The organism is Paeniglutamicibacter sp. NPDC012692 (genome assembly GCF_042901625.1).
Classification (GTDB): domain Bacteria; phylum Actinomycetota; class Actinomycetes; order Actinomycetales; family Micrococcaceae; genus Paeniglutamicibacter.
The window spans coordinates 638,007-659,074 of the sequence record NZ_JBIBDE010000002.1 but is presented as its reverse complement, the minus strand read 5'-3'; the positions used below and the strand labels follow the sequence as shown (position 1 = coordinate 659,074).

At 64.9% G+C, this 21,068-nt stretch carries 18 protein-coding genes; 11 read left to right on the top strand and 7 right to left on the bottom strand.

Annotated elements, in window-relative coordinates:
- The first annotated feature begins 85 nt into the window (after positions 1–85).
- The gene (locus tag ACFY5D_RS11145) at positions 86–562 is read left to right on the top strand and encodes a GNAT family N-acetyltransferase (protein ID WP_387529223.1); all 477 of its coding nucleotides are present in this window, start codon (positions 86–88) and stop codon (positions 560–562) included.
- On the opposite strand, the gene ACFY5D_RS11140 is transcribed toward ACFY5D_RS11145, so the two are convergent.
- Together ACFY5D_RS11140 and ACFY5D_RS11135 are read right to left on the bottom strand one after the other, a co-directional pair.
- Positions 543–1,850: a hypothetical protein gene (locus tag ACFY5D_RS11140; protein ID WP_387529220.1), complete on the bottom strand. Its 1,308-nt coding sequence runs from the start codon at positions 1,848–1,850 to the stop codon at positions 543–545. The genes ACFY5D_RS11145 and ACFY5D_RS11140 overlap by 20 nt on opposite strands.
- 412 nt (positions 1,851–2,262) lie before the next feature.
- Complete coding sequence (locus tag ACFY5D_RS11135; RefSeq protein ID WP_387529217.1) at positions 2,263–3,564, bottom strand: hypothetical protein; 1,302 nt, start codon at positions 3,562–3,564, stop codon at positions 2,263–2,265.
- Positions 3,565–3,769: 205 nt separating this feature from the next.
- On the opposite strand from ACFY5D_RS11135, the gene ACFY5D_RS11130 reads away from it, so the two are divergent.
- Positions 3,770–4,414: a TetR/AcrR family transcriptional regulator gene (locus tag ACFY5D_RS11130; RefSeq protein WP_387529214.1), complete on the top strand. Its 645-nt coding sequence runs from the start codon at positions 3,770–3,772 to the stop codon at positions 4,412–4,414.
- 208 nt (positions 4,415–4,622) lie between these two features.
- Positions 4,623–5,228 carry a hypothetical protein gene (locus tag ACFY5D_RS11125; RefSeq protein ID WP_387529211.1) on the top strand — a complete coding sequence of 202 codons (606 nt, stop codon included), beginning with the start codon at positions 4,623–4,625 and terminating at the stop codon, positions 5,226–5,228.
- Between the two features lie 35 nt (positions 5,229–5,263).
- On the opposite strand, the gene bcp is transcribed toward ACFY5D_RS11125, so the two are convergent.
- Positions 5,264–5,740 carry a thioredoxin-dependent thiol peroxidase gene (bcp, locus tag ACFY5D_RS11120; RefSeq protein WP_387529208.1) on the bottom strand — a complete coding sequence of 159 codons (477 nt, stop codon included), beginning with the start codon at positions 5,738–5,740 and terminating at the stop codon, positions 5,264–5,266.
- A 288-nt stretch (positions 5,741–6,028) separates the two neighbouring features.
- Between bcp and ACFY5D_RS11115 the strand changes: the two genes are divergently transcribed.
- On the top strand, positions 6,029–7,762 hold the full coding sequence (locus ACFY5D_RS11115; RefSeq protein WP_387529206.1) for an ABC transporter ATP-binding protein: 1,734 nt from the start codon (positions 6,029–6,031) through the stop codon (positions 7,760–7,762).
- Complete coding sequence (locus tag ACFY5D_RS11110; protein ID WP_387529203.1) at positions 7,763–9,832, top strand: ABC transporter ATP-binding protein; 2,070 nt, start codon at positions 7,763–7,765, stop codon at positions 9,830–9,832.
- A gap of 138 nt (positions 9,833–9,970) precedes the next feature.
- Here ACFY5D_RS11110 and ACFY5D_RS11105 read toward each other — a convergent pair whose 3' ends face one another.
- Positions 9,971–10,639: a GAP family protein gene (locus tag ACFY5D_RS11105; RefSeq protein WP_387529200.1), complete on the bottom strand. Its 669-nt coding sequence runs from the start codon at positions 10,637–10,639 to the stop codon at positions 9,971–9,973.
- A gap of 178 nt (positions 10,640–10,817) precedes the next feature.
- Here ACFY5D_RS11105 and ACFY5D_RS11100 point away from each other — a divergent pair, with 178 nt between their 5' ends.
- From ACFY5D_RS11100 to ACFY5D_RS11080, 5 genes are all read left to right on the top strand, one after another.
- Positions 10,818–11,978: an AI-2E family transporter gene (locus tag ACFY5D_RS11100; protein WP_387529198.1), complete on the top strand. Its 1,161-nt coding sequence runs from the start codon at positions 10,818–10,820 to the stop codon at positions 11,976–11,978.
- Positions 11,979–12,115: 137 nt separating this feature from the next.
- The gene (locus ACFY5D_RS11095; protein ID WP_387529195.1) at positions 12,116–12,772 is read left to right on the top strand and encodes a pentapeptide repeat-containing protein; all 657 of its coding nucleotides are present in this window, start codon (positions 12,116–12,118) and stop codon (positions 12,770–12,772) included.
- Between the two features lie 53 nt (positions 12,773–12,825).
- A complete protein-coding gene (locus tag ACFY5D_RS11090; RefSeq protein ID WP_387529192.1) occupies positions 12,826–13,593 on the top strand; it encodes a CPBP family intramembrane glutamic endopeptidase in 768 nt (255 codons plus the stop codon).
- A 66-nt stretch (positions 13,594–13,659) separates the two neighbouring features.
- Positions 13,660–14,847, top strand: coding sequence for an MFS transporter (locus ACFY5D_RS11085; RefSeq protein ID WP_387529792.1), 1,188 nt, complete (start codon positions 13,660–13,662; stop codon positions 14,845–14,847).
- Positions 14,848–14,891: 44 nt separating this feature from the next.
- The gene (locus ACFY5D_RS11080) at positions 14,892–16,247 is read left to right on the top strand and encodes an MATE family efflux transporter (protein ID WP_387529189.1); all 1,356 of its coding nucleotides are present in this window, start codon (positions 14,892–14,894) and stop codon (positions 16,245–16,247) included.
- Positions 16,248–16,294: 47 nt separating this feature from the next.
- Here ACFY5D_RS11080 and ACFY5D_RS11075 read toward each other — a convergent pair whose 3' ends face one another.
- From ACFY5D_RS11075 to ACFY5D_RS11065, 3 genes are read right to left on the bottom strand one after another with little or no spacing between them, the layout of a single operon-like run.
- Positions 16,295–17,575 carry a sensor histidine kinase gene (locus ACFY5D_RS11075; protein ID WP_387529186.1) on the bottom strand — a complete coding sequence of 427 codons (1,281 nt, stop codon included), beginning with the start codon at positions 17,573–17,575 and terminating at the stop codon, positions 16,295–16,297.
- A gap of 6 nt (positions 17,576–17,581) precedes the next feature.
- The gene (locus ACFY5D_RS11070; protein WP_387529183.1) at positions 17,582–18,289 is read right to left on the bottom strand and encodes a response regulator transcription factor; all 708 of its coding nucleotides are present in this window, start codon (positions 18,287–18,289) and stop codon (positions 17,582–17,584) included.
- Positions 18,289–18,918, bottom strand: coding sequence for a hypothetical protein (locus ACFY5D_RS11065; RefSeq protein WP_387529180.1), 630 nt, complete (start codon positions 18,916–18,918; stop codon positions 18,289–18,291). The genes ACFY5D_RS11070 and ACFY5D_RS11065 overlap by 1 nt, the downstream gene beginning before the upstream one ends.
- A 55-nt stretch (positions 18,919–18,973) precedes the next feature.
- Here ACFY5D_RS11065 and ACFY5D_RS11060 point away from each other — a divergent pair, with 55 nt between their 5' ends.
- Positions 18,974–21,001, top strand: a complete 2,028-nt coding sequence (locus tag ACFY5D_RS11060; protein WP_387529177.1) for an acyltransferase family protein — start codon at positions 18,974–18,976, stop codon at positions 20,999–21,001.
- Positions 21,002–21,068 lie beyond the last annotated feature (67 nt).

Sequence of the window (21,068 nt, the reverse complement as noted above, 5' to 3'; positions counted from 1 at the left end):
CGGAACGCGGATTGAAGTCCTACGCTGGGTGATAACCGCTGAGCGCGCAGGGCAACGCCCTGCGCTTGATGAGAGGCCCGCACCCATGAGCTCCTACTTGGTCCGTCCGGCAGTGCACAGCGATGTCCCGGCGCTGGCGGTGATGGTTGAGGCGATGGACCTGGACCTGGAACAGAGCAAGGCGAACATCGCGGCCCTGCTGAAGGATCCGTTCCACGGGATCTTTGTCGCCGAACTCGACGGCCGGCTGGTGGGCAACGCCGCCGTCCAGGACCGCGGCCCCACCATCAGGGCCCGCCGGAGGGCCGCCCGGCTCCATGACCTGTTTGTGGTCGAGGAGCAGCGCCGTTCGGGCATCGGGCGGGCCCTGTTCGAGCGGGCCCGGGTGTGGGCGGCAGAGCGGCCGGACGTGTACTGGATGGAATGGCAGGCCTCCGCGGCCGCCGTCGGGTTCTATGCGCGCCTGGGGTTCACCGCCAACGAGCACAACGACACCGAGGCGCACCCGTTCTACGAGGTGGCCACCGTGAGTGTGGCCGAATCTACCGGATCCACCGTGTGATGACGTCCCAGGTGTTCACCCCGCCGATCTCGGGATCGCCCGGAGACCAGCCGATGTAGTCGCCGCTGCACCAACCAGAGCCATCCGGTTGCGCACCGGGCACCACCGAGAGCTCATTGGAATCGCGATCAAACACGTAGCGTTCGGTGGGCATGAATTCGGGTTCCTGTGCATAGGTCCATGAAATTCGGGTTCCGCAGTGCGTCACCCCCACAACCCAGGAGTCACGCGGCCCCCGGAACATTTCTGTTTGACGAGAGTCCGGATCAACGAGGAAAAGGTCTCCGCCAAAGACCACCGAGAGCACTTGCCCGTCGGAACCCCGTAACTGCATTCGCCCGGCATCGCCGGAGAGTACTTCTTCCGAGTTCTCCAGATGCAGGATTTCGCGCTGTTTTTCCCCGGGAATGTAGGCACTGATCGTCTGGGAGATTCCGTGGTCACTGTCGTCCTGGACTTCTGCCACGGAGGCCAGTCCATCTCCCCAGATGTACACGTTCTCCCCATCAGACTCGCGGCCGGCGCCGTCCGGTCCAAGTTCCTCGCGCACTGCGGTGGGATTCTTGAAATTTGCGGACAATATTTTAAGCACCATCGATCCGTCGTCGTCGTGGGGCCGGAAGAAGTTCCAGTAGACCCGTTCATCCACAAAGAGGGGGGCGGAGACCTGCTGGACATCAAAACCAGATCCCGGGCCGTCCACCGGCGTCTGTGCTGCCAGAATCCGGACATCGGTGGTTCCCGGAGAGACCCCAAGGATCCTCCAGCCGGGGGTTCCATCATCCATGGTGTCGTTTTCGCTCCACGTGATCCCGGTGTCGGTGACCGAGATGCTTGAAACGCCGCGCGGGATGTACTTTTTCTTCAACGCCCCCGAAGTGGTGAAGGGCTCAAAGGACTTTCCGACGTAACGTCCGATCTGCATGGATTCCGGATCGATTCGGTTCCCGGACTCCTCGAAGTCCTCCTCCGACAGGCGGGTTCCGTGAAGGCCCACCGGGGTGCCCGAAGGTTCCACGCCCAACGGCACGAAGGCCGTTTTATCCGTCTGCATGTCAAAAGTCGAGAACACTTCGGTGAAGTCATCGTCCTTGGTTGCTTCACGTGCATCGTCGAGGCTTCGCTCATTGAAGGTGAGCTTGGTTCCGTCGGCCCAGACAAGCGGGACGAGGGGTGCCGGCGGTTGTGGGGACTCGCTGGGCGACTGCGCGGATTCGCTGGGCGGCTCGATGGTGCCGGCGCCATTGGGCTGGGTCAGTGGGCTGCAGGCGGTGAGTCCAATGGACATCACAGTGCCCGCAACTCCAAGGACCAAGAATGTTCGGACGGTGCGCTGCATGGTGCTCCCGGGGGTGTTCGTTCGTTGAACGACGGTGGGTCGAGGGTCGATGGACGCATTCTTCCATCGAGTGACAATATCCTATGAACTTCTTTCTTGGATCTGTGCGGATGCCAACGTTAACGACTCGACACCTACTGCGTACTCGGCGTCACTCGTGAAGTCAAGATCGTAAACGACTCTCGATCATGCGGTTTCCGCGTGTAGGCGTGTCTTGTCTCGTGGATGGTGAAATCGTTGTTCATGACTGCCCGGCTCACGCCCGGGGCACAACGGACGGTGCCGGCGACACCGCTCGCAAACCCCCTTTGCGTTCCGCCGCGTCGGTCGCTCCGCGATGGCGCGGCAGTTGCTGTTCTGCCTAGTTTTCCCATCGGGTCACCACATCCCAGGTCTTTGCATTCTTGCCTGTGCCGGTGCTGAGCGTCCATGACATGTAGTCACCGCCGCACTGGGCGGTGCCGGTGAATGCCGGGTTGGTGAGCACCCGCAGCGAGGCGTTCCGGGCGTTGTAAACGTAGCGTGATTTCGCGGGACTGGAATTCTGGTCGACAAACGACCACGTGACGCGGTCGCCGCAATGCGCGACATTCGCCAACCTCGTTGTGCTCGGCAGGGGAATCGCGACGACCTTTCCGGAGACGGTGTTCACGATGTAGAAGTCGCCCAGATAGGAAAAGCTGAAGATGTTGCCTGCACCGCCCAGCGATTCAAAGCCCTGTCCTTCCGGGGCCGACTCCGAGATGCGGACCAAGTTGGTGTCGCCGTGGCTGGATTCAACAAGCGAGATGCTTTTGTTGGCGCTCAGCCCGTCGCCCGTGGACTCGATACCAAGAACCGCGACGGCAGAGCCGAAGTTCACGGGTGCGTACGCCTGCGTGCGCTCGACCCGAAGGTCCTTCCCGCCCTCGAACGGGGCCGACAGAACCCGACCTTCGTAGCCGCTGGGGGTGTCGGCGGGGAATGCCGCCTGCCAATAGACGCGGTCGTTGGCGATGATGGGCTTCGGCATGCCGAACGCCATCGGCGAGTGTGCCGGAACCGAGGCTTCCTTGGCGGTGGACAGCACCCTGGCTGTCATGCCGCCCGCGGGAACGCCCATGATTTTCCAGGTGCCCTCCATGAACGACTCCTCCTGGAGTTCCGCCCACACGGTTCCCGTTTCCGTCGCGGAGCCGCCCGCAACAAAGTTCGGCTTGCGTGCCTTGGCATCGGCGCCCGCTGCGGTGAATGGCGTGAATGTCCCGCGTGAGTACATGCCCACCTGGTCGGTCGCGGATAGGACACCGAACACGGGATTGTAGTCGTCTTGCTCGCCCGTGGAGCCGACCAGCATCCCCTTGTCCGTCAGGGCAAACGGGACGAAGACCCGGCCGTCTCTTGCCAGGTCCGTGGTGTTGTATTGCTCCCGGTAATCCGTGCCGGGCCGCGCAACCATGGCGTCCTGCAGCTTGAGCCTGGTAACAATGAAGTCCGGTCCGTCGGGCCACTCGAGTCCGGGCACGTTCAGTGCGGAAGGGCCCGTCGACGGTGTGGAGGGCATTGAGGAACCGGATGCGGGCTCTGTAGCGCCGCCCGGCGTGGTCAGGGTGGTGCACGCGGCCAGCAGCAGGGTGCCGAGGCCGAACAGGCACAGGGCGCCCGACATTGAGGGTTTTTTCATCTGCAACACGCTCCTGCGGGTTGGGCAATGGGTTGCCTAGCAAGAGTCTTGCCTAATGAGGTGCGAAAACGTGCCTCGGGCACGCCCAAGTCCGGAAGATTAAGCGCAAGGAAAGTGCTAGGTGTCGAAGGGTTTGTCTCCCCGAGTACGGAGCGTTTCTGATACTTGGCATCACTCAGTGATTGCCCTGTGACAAAATGCTTCAATGGCTACACGAGGCACATATGCGAAAGGCCGGGCAAAGCAAGGGAAGATCCTTGACGCCGCATTGGCGCTCACCGCACGCAAGGGCTTCAAGGAAACATCCATCCAGGAGATCGCCGATGAGGTGGGTTTGAGTCAGCCCGGAGTGCTGTACCACTTCCCGAGCCGAGACAGCCTGTTCATCGAGGTCCTGCGCCGACACGATCAAAATGCCCTCGATGCCAGCCGGTTGACGGGCCCCGGTGCAGCCGCCGGATGGGAACACCGTGATGTTTCGGGCTTCGTGCAGGAACTTGCATCGTTGATGCGCACAAATGCCGCAACCCCGGGGTTGGTGGAGATCTACAGCTACATGGCCATAGCCGCCAGCGACGCGACGCACGAGGCCCACTGCTTCTTCGTGGAGCGCCGCGAAATGATCCGGCGCGAATACTCGGGCGCCTTGCGAAGGATGCAGGAGATCGGGTTGCTTCCCGCGGAACTCGACGCCGAGGCAATTGCCCTGGCATTGCACGCGCTCGCCGACGGCCTGCAGCTTCTCTGGCTCAGTGAACCGGAGCTGGACATGGGTGCCCCGATCATCAACTTCCTGCAGGCATTGGGTGCACCGGCAGCACCGCCGGTAGGCGGCGCGGACGAGCGATAGCCGCGCCGGTTTGCAGGTGACCGGGCACCTTGGAGTGCGGGGCAAATTATCTCCCAGCGACCCGGTACATTCGTTCCCGGCTCTGTTAGTCTCGCAGCATGAAGCCCCGTCAGTCTGTGGCACCATTCATTCGTCGTGACCATTGGGCATCCACCTCGGAACCGCCGGGCGGGCCGGCTCCGGTGCGATGCCGAACGGCAACCAGCCCGTGAGCACTCTCCAGGGGTGGGAAATCACCAGTCGTGCCAGCGAGCAAGCGCGTGTGGCAGGCCTGGGGCCCTGGCGCTACACCATGCGGCTGAGCAGGAAGGCCGACAGCAACTCGCTCAAAAGCGAAATCGTGGGTGTGGTCGTTGGGTTGATCGTGGGCACCGCGAGTGTCTTGTTCCTTTGGCGGTGGAAACCGACTTCACCCGTCGTGTGGGCGGTAGCCCTGGTGATGTCCGCCGTTGGTCTTGCGATCGTCGCGTTCCACGTCCTTGAAGCGGTGCGCAAGTACCGTGCCGGAATCCGCGGAGTGCTCCTCGCGCACGTCCACGACGGTGGGCTGGTGCTCGAGCGCACCCAGGGTCCCCTGCACGTGGTTCCCCTGGACGAGGCGTCGCTGCAATTTGTCGCCTGGGACGCGGGTGCCGATGAACGCCGTCGCGAACAGCTGTGGATCACAGGACTCGATGGCACAGTGGGCGCCATCGAGGCCTGGAGTGATCCGGAGTGCAACGAACTTGCACTCTTGGCGGCACATTTCGGGCTGGATCCGGAGCCCCGGGAAATCGACGCCGTCGATCATGCCCGCCAACCTCGGATGCTGTGAGGAGTGCCTGCGGTGGTCGTGCCGGTCGAACGGGGTTAGACGCCTAGTTCCTCGCGCAACCGAGCCACGTGGCCGGTGGCGCTGACGTTGTATTCCGCCAACACGACGTCGCCCTCCGGACCCACGACAACGGTGCTGCGCAGGGTGCCGCTGGACTTCTTGCCGTTGAGCTCCTTTTCGCCAAAGGATCCGTAGGCGGTTGCCACGGCAAAGTCCGGGTCGGACAGCAACGGGAAGTTCAGCGACTCTGCCTCGGCAAAGGACTCGAGTGCGTCACTGCGGTCGGGGGAAATGCCAAGGACTTCATAGCCGGCCGAGCGCAACGAATTGATGTTGTCGCGGAAATCGCAGGCCTCCGTGGTGCACCCCGGGGTGGCTGCCTTTGGGTAGAAGTACACAACGACATTCTTGCCGGCGTAGTCGGACAGCGAAATCTCGTTGCCTCGCGCATCGGCCAAGGAAAATTCGGGCGCGCGCTCGCCGACTGTCAAAGGTGTTGAAAGGTCCGACACAAAAAACTCCAATCATTTTCGCATGGTGGTATTGCGTTTTCATACTAAGGGATTTGCGGCCCCTTCGACAGGGAATGGGCGCCGCAAATTGAATGCCCGACGGCATCGGGCCGACACTACTCCAAATGAAGTAGGAAGCAACGAAAAAATCACCCCCAGGGAGGGTCAAAGCGTCGTCGATCGAGTGTAGAGTGACCAATGCTTCGGCTGAAAACCATCGTCGAGCCGCTTTTCAAAGCCCGGAATCACCGGACCTATGTGAAGCTAACACCCTGAGGACACCCCTAGATGCTCTTAAAACTCATACTCAGATATTCGAAACCCTATAAAGGGTGGATCGCTGCCGTGCTGTTCTTCCAGCTGGCAACCACGATCGCCACTTTGTACCTGCCAAGCCTCAACGCACGAATCATCGACACCGGTGTGGTCAAGGGCGACACCGACTTCATCTGGCGCACCGGCGGCGTCATGCTTGCCGTCGCCTTCGTGCAGGTCTTCACCGCCATTGCCGCAGTCTATTTCGGTGCGAAAACGGCCATGGCCATCGGCCGGGACCTGCGCCACTCCGTATTCGACTCCGTCACCTCGTTCTCCGCGCAGGACGTCAACAAGTTCGGCGCCGCGACGCTGATCACCCGCGGCACCAACGACGTGCAGCAGGTGCAGATGCTCGTGCTCATGGGGCTGAACTTCATGGTTTCGGCCCCGATCATGTGCATCGGCGGCATCATCATGGCCGTGCGCGAAGACGTTGGACTCTCCTGGCTGGTGTGGGTCTCGGTGCCCGTACTCATCGCCGTGGTGGGCACGCTTGTGTTCTTCCTGATGCCGCTCTTCCGACAGATGCAGGAGCGCATCGATGGCATCAACGGCGTGCTGCGCGAGCAGATCACCGGCATCCGCGTGGTGCGCGCCTTCGTGCGCGAGCCCCACGAAACCGAACGTTTCGAGGACGCCAACGCCAAGCTCACCCGCGTGGGCGTGAAGGTGGGCAACCTCTTTGTGCTGATGTTCCCGCTGATCGGCATGATCCTGCACATCGCCACTGCCTCCGTCCTCTGGTTCGGAGGCCACCGGGTAGAGAACAACGGCATGGAAATCGGCGCGCTCACCGCCTTCCTGCAGTACCTGCTGCAAATCCTCATGGCGGTCATGATGGGTACGTTCATGGCCATGATGATCCCGCGCGCCATCGTGTGCGCCGAGCGCATCAACGAGGTCGTCACCCTGGAGCCAAGCCTGACGGACCAGACCGACCACATCACGGACATGACAGCCCCGGGAACCGTTGAATTCCGCAACGTGACCTTCGGCTACCCGGGCGCCGAGGCCCCGGTGCTCAACAACGTGTCCTTCACCGCCAAGCGCGGCGAAACCACGGCAATCATCGGATCGACGGGTTCGGGAAAGTCCACCCTGCTGAACCTGATCCCGCGGCTCTACGACGCCGGCGAGGGCCAGGTGCTGGTTGGCGGTGCGCCCGTCACCGAGCTGACCCGCACCCAGCTGTCCAACAGCGTCGCCACCGTCCCGCAGCGCCCGTACCTGTTCTCCGGAACCGTGGCGAGCAACCTGCGATTCGGCGCCGACGCTGCCACGGACGAGGATCTCTGGGAGGCGCTCGACGTTGCCCAGGCACACGAGTTTGTCTCTGCGCGCGAGGACGGCCTCGAAGGCCGGATCTCGCAGGGCGGCACCAACGTTTCCGGAGGTCAGCGCCAGCGTTTGTGCATTGCCCGAGCGCTGGCGGCCAAGCCGGAGATCTACCTCTTCGACGATTCGTTCTCCGCGCTCGACGTGGCAACCGACGCGCGCCTGCGCTCCGCCCTGCGGGAACCGACACGGGACGCGGCGGTCATCATCGTTGCCCAGCGCGTCTCCACGATCACCGGGGCCGACCAGATCCTGGTGCTGGACCACGGCGAAATCGTCGCCCGCGGAACCCACGAGGAACTGCTCGAGTCCTCGGAAACCTACCAAGAAATCGTGACATCGCAGCTGGCAGCGGAGGAGGTGGCCTAAATGGCAAAACGTACCAAGGAAAACGCCGCACCGGCGGTTGAAACAACCGACGAGATCGACGAGTTCGACACCGCCGGGTCCTCCGACATGTTCGGCGACTCGGTGCCCGTCCGCAAGGCCAAGAACTTCTGGCCGTCGGCCAAGCGCCTGATCGGCCTGCTGGCCCCGCAAAAGGTCGGCATGAGCCTGGTGCTCGTGCTTGTCGCTGCGGGTGTCGTGCTCTCGGTCATCGCCCCGAAGATCCTGGGCAAGGCCATGGACGTCATCTTCGCCGGCGCCTTCAGCAAGAAGATGGATCCCAACGTCCCCGTCGACCAGATCGTCGAGGGACTGCGCCAAACGGGCCAGAACGACCTCGCGGACATGATGTCCAAGATGAACCTGGTTCCGGGGCTCGGGATCGACTTCCCCCTGCTCAGCCGCTACATCCTCATTGTGCTGGCGATGTACTTCGTCTCCTCGCTGTTCATGTGGGCGCAGGGCTGGCTGCTCAACCGTCTGGTCATGAAGGTCGTCTACAAGCTGCGCAAGGACGTCGAGGACAAGCTCAATAAGCTGCCGCTGAACTACTTCGACACCCGCCAGCGCGGGGACCTGCTCTCCCGCGTGACCAACGACGTGGACAACATCCAGAACGCGCTGCAGCAGGCGGTCAGCCAGCTGGTGCAGTCGCTGCTCACGGTCGTCGGCATCGTGATCATGATGTTCATCGTCTCCTGGCAGATGGCGTTGATCGCGTTGATCGCGCTGCCGCTCTCGGCCGTTGCCGCGGGCGTCATCGGCTCGCGCGCCCAGGGCCTGTTCACCGCTCAGTGGAAGAACACCGGCGCCCTGAACGGGCAGATCGAGGAATCCTTCTCCGGCCACGACCTCATGAAGGTCTTCGGCCGCGAGAAGGACATGCTCGACCGCTTCCACGAGAAGAACGACGAACTCTACAAGGCCTCCTTCGGCGCCCAGTTCGTTTCCGGCATGATCTTCCCGGTCATGAACTTCGTGTCCTACCTGGCCTACGTCGGGATCGCCGTCGTCGGCGGGTTGCGCGTGGCCTCGGGCCAGATGAGCCTGGGCGATGCCACCGCATTCATCCAGTACTCCCGCGAGTTCACCCAGCCGCTGGGCCAGATGGCCGGCATGGCCAACATGCTGCAGTCCGGCGTGGCCTCCGCGGAGCGCACCTTCGAGCTGCTGGATGCCGAGGAACAGGATCCGGACACCGTCACCGACAAGCTGCCGGCACGCACCGACGGCCACGTCGAGTTCGAGAACGTCAGCTTCTCCTACTCGCCGGAAAAGCCGCTGATCGAGGACCTGTCCTTCGAGGCGCACCCGGGCCACACCGTGGCCATCGTGGGACCCACCGGCGCGGGCAAGACCACGCTGGTGAACCTGGTGATGCGCTTCTACGAGCTCAACTCCGGGCGCATCACCCTGGACGGCGTGGACATCACCGCGATCTCCCGGGCAGACCTGCGTTCCAAGGTCGGCATGGTGTTGCAGGACGCCTGGCTCTTCGGCGGAACCATCATGGAGAACATCCGGTACGGACGCCTTGACGCGACCGATGCCGAGGTCATGGCCGCGGCCAAGGCCACCTTCGTGGACAGGTTCGTCCGGGCGCTGCCCGACGGCTACGAGACGGTCATCGACGAGGAAGGCACCAACGTGTCGGCCGGCGAGAAGCAGTTGATCACCATCGCCCGCGCCTTCGTGGCCAACCCGTCGCTGCTGATCCTGGACGAGGCGACCTCGAGCGTCGACACCCGCACCGAGCTGCTGGTGCAGCACGCCATGGCGGCGCTGCGCAGCGACCGGACCAGCTTCGTGATCGCGCACCGCCTCTCCACGATCCGCGATGCCGACACCATCCTGGTGATGGAGGAAGGCAAGATCGTCGAGCAGGGAAACCACAGCGAGCTGCTTGCGGTCCGCGGCGCCTACTACCGGCTGTACCAGTCGCAGTTCGCCGGCCCGGTCGAGGACGCCGACGCCGTGCATGCCAATGGGGGAGCCCCCATGGCGGAGGTCGCGGCGCCCGGCGAGGACCCGGATGCCGAGGCCACTCGCTGACCGGTTCATGAGCGCTCAGGTCTAGAGCGCGGGAGCGGATCCGCTGCCGGAGCCCTTGGGGAACGAAGAACATTTCCCAGGCGCCCCGGCCGCCGGATCCGCTCCTTTTCTCGTCGCGGCCCTCAACAGTCCCCTGCATCACAGGAGGGTCATGCCGTGGCCCATGACGACGCAACCGATGATGACCATGACCAGAATGGTGATGAGCCTGTTGTTCTGGACGATCCAGTCCCGGATCAGCTTCAGGCGGGGTTGCGCCTGTTCGGGCTTGAAGTGGGAATAGACCACGGGGATGCCGACCGTCGAAGCACAGATCGCGGTGTACACGGCGAGGGCGATGAGGAACTCCCCGGGGCGCAGTGCCTGCGTCGACAGAACCATGCCCACGACGGCGCCGAGCAGCAGGGCCTTGGGCCTCAGGTTCAGCCCGAATCCAAAACCGAAGGCATGCAGGGGCCGCACGGCGGCAACAGCGCGCAGCCACTTCGGCAGTTCCTGGATCGCGTCGCGCTCGGAACGCTTCCACATCAACAGCGCAAAGACCTCCATGGCGACGCCGATGACGATCTGGGCGATGCCGAAGGCCAGGTTCGACCTGTGTTCGGCCCGGTCGGGCACGGCCATCGCCCCGGCGGAGAAAAGCAGTGCGAGCACGATGATTCCAAGGGTCCATCCCGCCAGGTACGCGATGGAGGAACGGTTCGAATTCGGCGAGAGCAGGATCAGCAAGGCGGCCATGATGGGGACCGAACTGATCGCCATGGCCACGGCCAACGGCAACAACAGCCCGATAGCCTGAAGAATCATCCGGACGGCACCCCCTGCTCACCAACAACCATGCACCAACCGTAATTTGCCGTGCCACCTGAGGGAATCATCCACAGCGGGTGATGTTCGCACCTCGGCGCCTCCCGTACTCTCGGATCGGAACGAGATAAATGGACTGGCCGGTTGCGACTTTTCGAGGGCCGGCAGAAACAAAGGGGTGACCACTTTGGCAGCTTCCCATCGAGGAACGATGATCCTGGTGGCATTGGCCGCAGCGACCGTTGTGGCCGTCGGCATGGGCATGATCAGCAGCATCCTGGTGCCGGTCCTCCTGACGCTGGTCCTGACGATCTGCGCCCACCCGGTGCGCGTGGCCCTGGAACGCTGGGGCTTCCCGCACGGGCTGGCCACCGGGTCCGTCGTCCTGGTGGTGTTCCTGTTCCTTGCCGGGTTCGTGGTCGCGCTGGTCATCGCCTTCACCCAGTTCGTCGGCATGCTGCCGCAATACGCCGGCCAGCTCGCCGACCTCGGCTCGAAGATCGGCGAATGGCTCGGCAAGCTCGGCATCGGCCAGGACCAGATCCAGGCGCTGCTCAAGGGGATCGACCCCAACAGCATCGTGGACTTCGCGACGGGACTCTTCGGCGGGCTCTTCAACGTCACCACGTCCCTGATCGTCGTCCTCACGATGCTGATCCTGATGGCCGCCGATGCGATGTACGTGCCGACGATCCTGCGGCAATTGCTGGGGACGCACCAGGAACTTGTCGTCTCGCTGGCGGCCTACGCCTCGAACGTCCGGCGTTACATGGTGGTGACCACGATGCTGGGAATCGTGCAGGGTGCCCTGAACACCGTGGCCCTGGTCATCATGGGGGTTCCTGCCGCAGTGCTCTGGGGCCTGCTGGCCTTCCTGTGCAGCTTCATCCCGAACGTCGGCTACTTCCTGGCGATCATCCCGCCCATCGTCTTCGGGTTCTTCGTCGGCGGCTGGCCCACGGTCATCGGCGTCATCATCACCTACGCGGTGATCAACGGCGTGGTCCAGTCCATCATCCAGCCGAAGGTCGTCGGAAACGCCGTGGCGCTGAGCCAGAGCCTGACCTTCCTGTCGGTCCTTTTCTGGGCCGTCGTGTTCGGGCCCATGGGCGCCATCCTCGCCATTCCCCTGACGCTGCTGGCGCGGGCCATCCTGGTCGACTCGGACCCCGACGCCCGGAAGTGGCGCCCCGCCATCGGGGACATCGCCGAGGCCCGCCGGCTCATCATGCAAGACGACGCGGCCGCCAAGGCAGTCCGGCGTGCCCGGCGCCGGGCACGGGAAGCCGGGGCTTCCCTGGAGGCACAGCCGTCGGAGGATCGCGCATCCACCGGGTGACGGAACCCCGCGGTGGATGCGCAGGCGACTCGAAGCGCGGACACCGGCAACAAGTGTTCGTCAAGCCGCCGGCGGGTGAGAAATGCAACGCGTCCCGTGGCGGCGAGGGGACTCCGGGGCGGCATAAACTAATGCCCATGTCTGCACCCGTGAAAGCACCCCGCCTGCCCGCCTTCAAGGAACCGACCACGCAGGGATCGGGCGACCTGACCGGGCTGGATCTCGACGGGCGTGCCGAGGGGCTGCTCTTTGATTCCGACGACGCCGACGGGGTCGACCTCGAGGACACCGTCTTCACCGAGTGCATCTTCCGTTCCGTCGCGTTGCAGGGCGCCCCGATGGCCCGGGTGACCTTCGGGGACTGCCGCATCGAGGAGGTCAACGCCCCGGTGCTCGAGGCCCCGGAATCGGGTTGGTGGAACACCGCGGTCGTCGGCGGCCGCATCGGTTCGGCCGAACTATACGGTGCGACGTTCCGCTCGGTGCTTTTTGAACGCGCCAAGCTCGGCTACCTGAACCTGCGCCGCGCCAAGATCAAGGACGTGATGTTCCGCGACGTGCACATCGAGGAACTGGATGCCGGCACGGCAAGCCTGGAGCGCGTCACCTTCATCGACTGCACCATCGACACGCTGGTGCTCAACGGCGCCAAGCTCAAGGACGTGGACCTGCGCGGGGCGCGGCTGCGCACGCTTTCGGGCATTTCCTCGCTGAAGGGTGCGACCGTCACCTACGAGCAGCTCATGGACCTGGCCCCGATCCTGGCCGGCGAGCTGGGCCTCAAGATCGAGTAGCGCCGCACCGGCTCAGGAGGCCGCGCCCAGCTTGGCTCGATAGGGTAGGGGTTATGCACCAAGCGCACCCCCAGTACCCATACGTGCCGCCTCTGCCCCGGACGCGCCAACCTGTCTTCGATTCGGGCAGGATGCTCCGCGGGGATTGGGTGGTCCTCGGCATGTACCTGGTGCTGTTCATCTTCGGCGCCGCGGGCCTGATGACCATGATCCCGGGGTTCACCGAGGCGTTCAACGACCAGGAATCCGCGACGTTCGGGGTGAACATGATTGCCTACGTCGTGGTCTTCACCGCGGCGATCATCATGGGCTTCGATACGCTGCGAAGGTCGTTTGCGACGTTCAAGTACTACCCGTGGGTCAAGATCCCGATGATCCCGGGCGCCTGGTTTGCCACGCTGATTGTCGGGGCGATCGTGATGGTGCTGCTGGGCAACCCGGTGAAAAGCGAAAACCAGCTGGCCATCGAGGGCATGACCCGTTCGGTGCCGTTCATGACGATGTTTGTTGTCACTGCGCTGCTGGGGCCGTTCGTGGAGGAGTACGTTTTCCGGCACCTGCTCATCGGGAAGCTGAGCCGCAAGCTCAACGTGTGGGTGTGCGTTGCCATTTCCGTGGTGCTGTTCACCGGGCTGCATTTCATCGGCGCCGGGTCATTCGACATCACCTCGGCCATTCCCTACACGACGCTGGGCGTCATGATGTCCGTCGCCTACGTCGTCACCGGCAAGTCCCTGGCCTACTCGTACATCCTGCACGTCTTCAACAACTCGGTGGCGCTGGTCATTTCCTACACGCTGCTGCCGCTTTTCCAGCAGTAACCCGTCGAGGAGCAAGCACACATCGTGGGTATCCAGGGAGACGGCGATTCGCCGTGGCAGGGGCACATGCACGGCAGCAGGGGCTACCGGCGCATGATCCTCGCGCTTTTTGCCGCCGGCGTCGCCACGTTTTCTCAGTTGTACTCGGTGCAGGGCGTGCTTCCCGAGCTTGCGCGCGACCTTGGCATCAGCCAGCCGCAGGCCGCGCTGGCCGTTTCCGCGGCGACGCTGGGGCTGGCCTGTTCGGTGCTGGTGTGGTCGCTGCTGGCGGACCGGATGGGCCGTTTGCGCACCATGACCATTGCCGTGGTCTGCGCGGTGGTCCTGGGGCTGGCGGTGCCGTTCTCGCCGGGCTTCGAGTGGCTGCTGGCCCTGCGCTTTGTCGAGGGCCTGGCGCTGGGCGGGATTCCGGCCGTGGCCCTGGCGTACCTGGCCGAGGAGGTGTCGAACCTGCACGCGGCGGTGGCGGCGGGGACGTACATTTCCGGCACGAGCCTCGGGGGACTGGCCGGGCGCCTGGTCGCCGGGCCGCTGAGCGAGTTCTGGAACTGGCGGGCCGGAACCCTGGTGGTGAGCGTCCTGGCCGCGATTGCCGCGGCGGTCTTCATCGCCGTCGCGCCCAAGCCCAGGGGCTTCACCCCGGTTCCGTGGTCCAGCCCGCACACGGTACCGCTGTGGAAAAAGCTGTGGATGAACCTGCGAAGCGGTCCGCTGCTGGCGCTCTACGCCCAGGGTTTCCTGCTCATGGGCGGGTTCGTGGCGGTGTTCAACTACCTGGGATTCCGGCTGGAGGCCCCGCCGTTCCTGATTCCCGCGGCGCTGGCCTCGCTGGTGTTCATCGCCTACCTGTCCGGCACCTGGTCCTCGCGCCGATCCGGGATGCTGGTGGCGCGTTTCGCGCGGCTGCCGGTGCTGCTCGGGTCGATCGGCGTGATGCTTGCCGGGCTGCTGGTCACACTCGTTGATTGGCTGCCGACGGTGGTGTTCGGCATGCTGCTGTTCACCGCGGGCTTCTTTGCCGCCCACGCCGTGGCCAGCGGATGGATTCCGCTGGTGGCCGTGGGCGGGCGGGCGCAGGCCGCGAGCCTGTACAACCTCGCCTACTACGGCGGTTCCTCGCTTTTCGGATGGGCCATCGGCCTGGCCTTCGACGCCGGAGGATGGCCGGGGCTGGGCCTTGCCGTCTCCTCGCTGCTGCTCGTTGCCGCGGCCTTGGCCCTGCTGGGATTGCGGCATCGCGAACCTGCGGCGTAGCGGGCAAGAACCCTTTCGACGGACCACGCCAGTAGGCTTGGCCTGTGAGTTCAGCAGCTAAAAACAAGGTTTCATCCCACGAGTCCTCCAGGGGCCTGGGCCGCACCATCCTGGCGCTCGCCATTCCCGCGCTTGGCGCGCTGATTGCCGAACCGCTCTTCCTGCTGGCCGACACCGCCATCATCGGACACCTGGGAATCAACGAACTTGCCGGGGCCGGGCTGGGGACCACGGTGCTGCAAACCGCGGTGGGCCTCATGGTTTTCCTTGCCTACTCGACGACGCCGGCGGTAGCCCGGGCGATCGGCGCGGGGCAGACGGGCAAGGCCATGGCCGCGGGCCGCGACGGCATCTGGCTGGCGCTGGGCCTGGGCGCGGTCCTGGCGCTGGTCGGCTTCTTCGGCGCCAGGCCCTTGGCCGCGGCCATGGGGGCGAAGGGCCCCGTGCTCGAGTTCGCGGTCGACTACATCCAGTATTCGACCTTCGGAATCCCGGCGATGTTGCTGGTGCTCGCCGCGACCGGCGTGCTGCGCGGCATGCAGGACACCAAGACCCCGCTCTACGTCGCGGGATTCGGGTTCGCCGCGAACATCATCCTGAACTTCATCCTCGTGTACCCGCTGAACATGTCGGTGGCCGGCGCCGCACTGGGCACCTCGATCGCCCAGTGGGGCATGGCCGTGGTGTACCTGTGGATGCTGGTTCCGCGGATCCGCAAGGCCGGCCAGTCGCTGGCCCCGCACGGCCGCGGCGTGCTGAGCACCGGACAGGTCGGCTCTTGGCTGATGCTGCGCACCCTGAGCCTGCGCCTCGCGCTGATCGCGACGGTATGGGTCGCCACCGGGCAGGGGGCGCTCACGCTGGCGGCCCACCAGCTGGTGTTCACCGTCTTCACCTTCATGGCCTTCGCCCTCGACGCGCTGGCCATCGCCGCCCAGGCGCTAATCGGCAAGGAGCTCGGGGCCGCCAACGAGCAGCGGGCGCGGCTGCTGACCCGGACCATGTGCCGCTGGGGCGTCTACTTCGGTCTCGTCACGGGTGCGGTGCTGGCCGCGGCCGCGCCGTTTGCCGGGGCCCTGTTCACGACCGACGAATCGGTGCGCCAGGCGACGATGGTGGGCATCTGGATCCTTGCGGTGGCGCAGCCCCTCTGCGGGCTGGTCTTTGTGCTCGACGGCGTGCTCATCGGAGCCGGCGACGCCCGCTACCTGGCCGTTGTCGGGTTGGTCAACCTCGTTGCCTACCTGCCGATGCTCTATGCCGTCACGCGCTTTGAGCACGGCGGGGTTTCCGCCGTGGCGTGGATCTGGGTGGCCTTCGGGATCGGCTTCATGGCCGCCCGTGCGGCGACGTTGTCATGGCGCGTGCGCAACGACAACTGGATGCGACTGGGCGCCTAGGCCACCGGCCTTAGGCCGTCAGCGACTGGGCGCCTAGGCCACCGGCCTTAGGCCGTCAGCGACTGGTTCGCCGGCGCGGGGATCGGGCGTGGCAGCGCTGCGTCGGTGAAATCCAGGGTGATCCGGGCGCCCGGGGTGTTGGACAGGCTCACCCGCGCGCCCATGGCGGCGGCTTGGCCGCAGGCGATGGTGAGTCCCAGACCGATGCCGCCCCCCTTGGAGACGAAGCGCTCGGGACCGGTTTCCAGGATGGAGGGCGGGAAGCCGGGGCCGTGATCCACGACTTCCAGGCGGCCGGCGGAACTGCGGACCAGCACGTGGCCCTCTCCATGCGTGAGGGCATTGCGGACCAGATTCTCGAGGATCCGTTCCAGCCGCCGCGGTTCAAGCCACACCACGGACCCCGAGGCGTCCAGCTCCAGGACCAACGATGCGCACTGGTCGGGGCAGTGGTCACGAATTCGGGAGATGATGCCCCGGACGCAGGCATCGAGGTCCGTGGCCACCAGCTCGATGGATTCCGTTCCCGATTCGAGCCGCGAGACCTCCAACAGGTCCTCGATCAACGTGCGCAGCTTGGCCACCCGGTCCTGCACCAGTTCCGTGGGGCGGGAGGGCGGCAGCAGGCTGGCCGCGGTGACCAGTCCCGTCAACGGGGTGCGCAGTTCATGTGCCAGATCGGCGGTGAAGCGTTGCTCCGCCGCGATCTTTGCCGTCAGTTCCGCGGCCATGACGTCCACCGCCGCGGCGAATTCGTCAACCTCGTCCTTGCCCCCAAAGGGCGGGCCGATGGCTTCTTCCACGACGATGTGGCGTTGTCCGGCGGCGATGGCCCGCGCCGCATGGGCTCCATCCGCCAGCCGCCGCACCAGACGCGATGCCACCAGGATGCCCAGCGCCGAGACAACGAAGAGCGTGGCGATGCCCGCCCAGAACAAGGCGGTGTCCATGTTGGTGCGCACCTGCAGGCTGTTGGCCCAGGACACCGAGAGCGAGAGCACCGCGGGCTGGGATCCGAGCTCGACGGGTGCGGCAGCAAAGATCACCGGCACCCCCTCGAGGGTGCCCCGGTACGTCACCACGTCCCCGGCCCGGGCTGCCTCCCGGGCCTGCCTTGGCAGGTTCGGATCGTTGACGGTTGCGCCAAGCACGCTGATGCCGGTTTCGCCCAGGATTTTCACCGCCTGCTGCAGTGACACCGTGGCCTCGGTGCGCAGCCGCTGCTCCTCCGAGGTGTTGATCATCTGGCGCACCAGCAACGCGGAGACCAATAGCGCCATGAACACCGACACCGTGGTGACAAGCGTGATTTTCCACCGCAGGCTCATGCTTGCTCAGCCATGGAGCCGATACCCGAAGCCGCGCACCGTCTCCACGCGTGCGGCCCCGATCTTGCGGCGCAGGCGCTGGACGTGCACGTCGATGACGCGGTGGTCGCTGTCCCAGCCGTGCCCCCAGACCTCCGTGAGGATTTCCGTGCGCGAATAGACGCTGCCCGGATCCTGGCTCAGGATCAGCAGGATGCGCATCTCGGTCGGCGTCAGATGCACCTCCTGGCCATCGAGGGTGACGATGAGCCGGTGCGTATCAATATCCAGCCCGCGCCCCGGGGGCTTGGGGGTTTCCTCCCTTGCCTCCGACGGGGAAGGAGCCAGGTCGCGGGTGCGGCGCAGCACCGCGCGCAGGCGTGCATCAAGAACCTGCAGGTCGAAGGGCTTGGCCAGATAGTCGTCGGCCCCGGCATCCAACCCGTTGACCATGTCGATGCCGTCCCCGCGTGCGGAGACCATGATCACCGGAACGCTGCTGAAGCGGCGCAGCGCGCGGCACACCTGGGTGCCGTTCATGGTCGGCAACATGACATCGAGCAGCACCGCATCCACGGGGTCGGTGGCATGCTGCGCCTTGAGGCGCTCCAGGCCCTCCAGACCGTCTCCGACGCCCTCCACCAGGTAGCCGAGCCGGGAGAGCCCAATCGTGGTGGCCTCGCGAATGACCTCGTCGTCTTCGATCATGAGGAGCCGGATTCCCGGGGTGTCCATCACTTCTCTCCTTCAGGTTCCGTGTAGTCGACGGGGCTTTTGAACGTGTCTCCCTCGATGAACCGACCATCCTGGTAGCGGAAGAGCCGCACCGACCAGCCCGAGGGGCAGCACATGGGGTCTTGGGGTTCGTAGATCGATTCCTGCGCCACCAGGCTTCCGTCGCTGCCCGAGGTCAGGTAGATGTCCGAACCGCCCACCGCCAGCACGATGCGTGGGGTGCCGGCATCGTTGCGCACCACAAAGGAAGCGAAGCTGTAGCTGTCCCCGGCGGTACTCACCGAATAGACCTGGAAGCGCTCGCCCGCCGCCTCGTGGCTGGGCAGGGCGATCACGCAACGGGCACAGGTACTGAGGTACTCGTGGATTTCCGCGGGATCCGCGCCGTCGTCGCGCAGGGAACCCAAATCGGTGTTCAGCAGCAGGCTGCGGATCTGCGCGGGGGCAAATGGCTTTTCCCAGGCCGCCGCCTCTTCGGGGGTGACGGTTGGTTGCTTTGCCGCCGTCGACGACGGGGGAGAGCCCCCTGCCGGCACCTCCACACGCAAGGCCCTGCCCGTCGAACAGGCGCCGAGCGTCACGCAGAGGACCATGGCCAGGACGATGCCCAGGCCGCGGCGCAGAGCCATGGCGTTCCTTTCAAGGGGGTGCTGACCCCGACGGAATTCGCGGGTTAGTGCCATTATGCCCGGTGAGATGCGTAGGAATCGTGACAAAAGGCGGTCCGAACCTGTCGATTGTGTAACAACTCCGTGTGTCCTTCGAGACGTTCCCGGCCGTGAACCGTTGCCTGCCTCGGGAAACATTGAGGCAGTGAATTCCAACCCCACTGTTGTTGCCGGCCCCGCACCCGAGGCTCTCGGTTCGTTGCGGGCACCGACGCGCAACCCCGCACTGGATGGCTTGCGTGGCATTGCCGTGGTGGCGGTGATTGCCTATCACCTGTGGCCACAGGTGCTGCCCGGCGGATTCCTCGGCGTCGACCTTTTCTTTGTGCTCAGTGGGTACCTGATTACCGGTGGATTGCTCAGGCGTCTGGACGCCGGTTTATCCGTGGGGTTGCGCGAATTCTGGGTTCGGCGGGCCCGGCGGTTGATTCCGGCGATGCTGTTGATGCTGGTGGGTGCCACGGCCCTGGCGATCCTTGCCGGCGGTGAACTTCCCGCGGGTCTGCGTGCGCAATGGCTCGGCGCGTTGAGCTACACCAGCAACTGGCTGCAGATCGCCGCCGGAAACAGCTACTTTGCCTCGGCAGAGCCGCCGTATTTCCAGCATCTGTGGTCGCTTGCCATCGAGGAGCAGTTCTACCTGCTTTGGCCCGTGGTGTTGGTGTTGCTGGTAGTGGTGCTGCGCACCAAGGCCAAGCTGTTGGCCGCCGTGGCCATCTTGGGGGTGGCCTCGGCGGCAAGCATGGCCTTGGCCTTTGTTCCGGGTCGGGATGCCAGTCCGCTCTACTTTGGCACATGGACCCATGGGTTCGGGCTGCTCATCGGATCCGCGGCAGCCATCTATGCCAGTTCCCGCCCGGGGCCCCAGGCGTGCGGCCCGTTGCCCCGCGCCGGCCGCACGGGGCAGTGGGCCGTTGGCTTGCCGCTGGTGGCAATGCTCGTGGCGATGTTCCTCTTGCCCGATACGTCGGGTGTGGCCTACCGCGGGGGCATGGCTCTGTTTTGCGTGGCCAGCGCCGGGGTGATTCTGTCTCTGGAAAGCGTCCACACGCTTGTGCGTGCAGTCTTGAATCAGCAGCATCTGCGGTGGATGGGCAATCGCAGCTATGGACTATATCTTTGGCACTGGCCGCTGGTGGTGCTCGCCGGGGTGCTCTTCCCGCCGCAAGCGGCGACGGCCGCAACCCTCTGCGTCCTCGCCGCGACGTTCCTGGCTGCCGCCGCGTCATGGCACCTGGTGGAGCAGCCCGTCATGCGCGACGGGTTCAAGGTCTCGCTGCGCGCGTGGCGCTCGAATGTTGCGGGGCGGATTGGTGCACTGCGTTCCGGTGCGCCCGGCCGTTACGGCCAGATCGTGCCGTTGGCGACGCTGCTGCTGATTCCCTTGTGCGCTGTCACCGTACTGGTGGCTTCCCCGGGGCAAAGTAACCTGCAGCGGCAATTGACCGAGGCCCAGGAGATGCTCGGCGAGCAAGCCGACACTTCTGGCATCGCGCCGGCGCCCGAACACCGGCCTGCGCCCGTCACTGGCAAAGGGACGGGAAAAGCTGCGGGCTCCGCGAAGGCAAAACACGGCACGGGTGGCGATGTCACGGCGTTGGGCGACTCCGTCATGCTCGCCTCCACCCGGGAATTGCTCAAGGAACTGCCTGGCATCTCCATCCACGCTTCCGTGGGCGCCCAGATTCGCGAGGCCCCGGAGAAGCTTGAGCGGTTGCGGGACGCAAACCGGTTGCGTCGGGTGGTGGTGCTGGGTTTGGGGACCAACGGCGATCTGCCGGCGGGCACGCTGGAGAAGGTGCGCGAGGTCATTGGTCCGGATCGCGAGCTGTTTCTGGTCACCGTCCATGCCCCGCGCGAATGGGCCGACTCGGTGAACGAGAAATACCGGAGCGCTGCCGCCAGGCACGTAAATGTCCATCTGGTTGATTGGGCTGCACTGGCGCCGGAACTCGACGACTTTGCACGCGACAGAATCCATCCCGGCCCCCACGGGACCCACGAATACGCCCGACTGATGACAAGCGCGCTGGGTAATTCCTGAACCGCGGTTTCCATCGTTTATTTCATGCTTTACCGCCGATTGTCGGCTTCCAATTGAAAGGTTCCAT